The sequence below is a fragment of the Streptomyces sp. NTD107 genome (genome assembly GCF_059510435.1).
Genome location: NZ_JCAJZV010000033.1, coordinates 1 through 2861 on the forward strand (window position 1 = coordinate 1; position 2861 = coordinate 2861).

Below are 2861 nucleotides of genomic sequence, written 5' to 3' on the forward strand. Positions count from 1 at the left end.
CGCCACCGTCACAGAGGCCGAACTCCCGGCCGCGCTCGCCGGGCAGCGCCGGCGGGAGTTCCGGCTGGCGGACGAACTGCCGCTGCACGCCGTGCTGTACGCCGTGGGCGGCGAGCAGGTGCTGTCGCTGGTGATCCACCATCTGGCCATCGACGGCTGGTCCATCGACGTGCTGTGGCGCGAACTCTCCACCGCCTATCTCGCCCGCACCGAGGGGCGGCTGCCCGACTTCGAGCCGCTCCCGCTCAGTTACGCCGACTACGCCCACTGGCAGCACACCCTGCTCGGCACCGCGGAGCGGCCCACCGGGCTGGCCACCCGCCAGCTCGACCACTGGCGCACCACCCTGCGCGACCTGCCCGCCGAACTCCCCCTCCCGTACGACCGGCCGCGCTCCGCCGGCGCCGGCGCCCCGGGGGGAACCCACCGCTCCCGGCTGGACGCCGGCCTCCACCGGCGGCTCGCCGAGCTGGCCCGCCGGCACGACGCCACGCTGTTCATGGTGCTGCAAGCGGCGGTGGCCGCGCTGCTCACCCGGCTCGGGGCCGGCACCGACATCCCCCTGGGCACCCCCGTCGCCGGCCGCCCCGACGAGGAACTGGGCGGCGTCATCGGGCTGTTCGTCAACACCCTGGTCCTGCGGGCCGACACCTCCGGCGACCCGGCCTTCCGGGAACTCCTGGGCCGGGTCCGGGATACCGCGCTCGCCGGGTATGCCCACCAGGACATCCCCTTCGAGCGGGTGGTGGACGCCCTCAACCCCGAACGCGCCCCGGGCCGGCACCCGTTGTTCCAGGTGATGATGAACGTCACGGCCGGCCCCACGCCCGGCCCGGGCGAGGACGGACCGCCCGGCGACCCCCTGCCGGCCCCGGCACCGGACACCGCCCACTTCGATCTGCTGTTCTCCTTCGTCGAACACCGCGACGCCGCCGGCCACCCCGCCGGCCTGGATCTCGACCTGGAGTTCAACGCCGCCCTGTTCGACCCCGGCACCCCCGAGTCGGTCGCCGGCCGCCTCCACGCGCTGCTCACCGGCGCCGCAGCCGACCCCGGCCGGCCCCTCACCGGCATCGACCTGCTCCGCGACGGGGAACGCCATCAGGTCCTCACCGGCTGGCAGGGCACCGGCCCGCCCGCCCCCGACACCTGTGTCCCCGCACTGTTCCGGGCCCAGGCCGCCCGTACCCCCGACGCCATCGCCCTGTCGGACGACCGGCGCGGCTGGACGTACGCCCAGCTCGACGCCTGGAGCGACCGGCTCGCCGGCGAACTCGCCGCCCAAGGCGTGCAACCCGAGGATCTGATCGGCCTCCTGATGGAACGCGGCCCCGCGACCGTCGCCGCCGTCCTGGCCGTTCTCAAGACCGGCGCCGGCTATCTGCCGCTGCGCCCCGCCGACCCCGTCGACCGGATCCGGCTGATCACCGGACTGGCCCCGCCCCGGATCATCCTCACCGACCCCGCCACCGACCCCGCCGCCGCCGGGCTGGGCACCCCCACCCACCTCGTCCACGGCCCGCCACCGCCCGGCGCCGCCCCACCGGTGCCACGGCCTGGGCCCGCCATCCAGCCGGACCGGCTGGCCTATGTGATGTTCACCTCCGGATCGACCGGCCTTCCCAAGGGGGTTGCGGTCACCCACCGCAACATCACCGACCTCATCCACGACCGGCGCTGGACCAACGGCGCCCACCGCCGTGTCCTGTTCCACTCACCGCTCGCCTTCGACGCCTCCACCTTCGAGCTGTGGGTGCCGCTGCTCACCGGCGGCCGGGTCCACACCGCACCGCCCGGCGAGCTCGATCTGCCGGCCCTCACCCGCTCCCTCGCCCGCGGCGAGGTCACCTCGGCCTTTCTCACGGAGGGGCTCCTCCAGCTTCTCGCCGACCTCGACCCGGCCGCGCCGGCCGCACTGACGGAACTCTGGTCCGGCGGCGACACCCTGCCACCCCACGCCGTGCGCCGCGTCCAGGAGCACTGCCCGGGCACCACCGTCGTCAACGTCTACGGCCCCACCGAGACCACCACCTTCGCCACCGGCCACCGCATCGCGCGGGATGCACCCGTACCCGATCGCATCCCCATCGGCCGGCCGTTGGACCACACGCGCGCGTACGTCCTCGACGAGCGGCTGCGCCCCTGCCCGCCCGGGGTGCCGGGCGAGCTGTACCTGGCCGGTGCCGGGCTCGCCCGCGGCTATCACGGCCGTCCGGCGCTCACCGCCGAACGCTTCGTGGCCTGTCCCTTCGGGGCACCGGGGGAGCGGATGTACCGCTCGGGGGACCTCGCCCGCTGGACCCGGGAAGGACTCCTCGACTTCCTCGGCCGCACCGACCACCAGGTGAAGATCCGCGGCTTCCGCATCGAACCCGGCGAGGTACGCAACGCCCTCGCCGGCCACCCGGCCGTGCGGCAGTGCTTCGTCACCGTCCACACCGAACGGCCCGGCGACAAGCGCCTGGTCGCCTACCTGGTGCCGGCCGATCCGGCGCGGTTCTCCGCCGAGGCGCTGCGCGCGGACCTCGCCGCCCGGCTGCCCGGCTATCTGGTGCCGGCCGCCTTCGTCGCCCTCGACACGCTGCCGCTCAGCGGCAACGGCAAGATCGACCGCCGGGCGCTGCCCGCCCCCCGCTGGGCCGACGCGCCCACCGGGGCGGCCGATGCCCCCGCCACCCCCACCGAGCGCAGCCTCGGCCGGCTCTTCACCGAACTCCTGGGCACCGCCGGCCTCCCCATGGGGCAGGACTTCTTCGCCGCCGGCGGCAACTCCCTGCTGGTCATGCGGCTGAGCAGCCTGATCCGCCGGGAATTCCGCCGTGACCTCAGCCCGCGCCAGATCTACGACAACCCCACCCCCC

General features: G+C 75.0%; 1 protein-coding gene. It reads left to right on the forward strand.

The genetic code is table 11. The features are described 5' to 3' along the window. Nucleotides 1-2861, forward strand: a 2861-nt coding sequence (locus tag AC5WRL_RS28010) for a non-ribosomal peptide synthetase (protein ID WP_496091484.1), incomplete at both ends; no start/stop codon positions are given.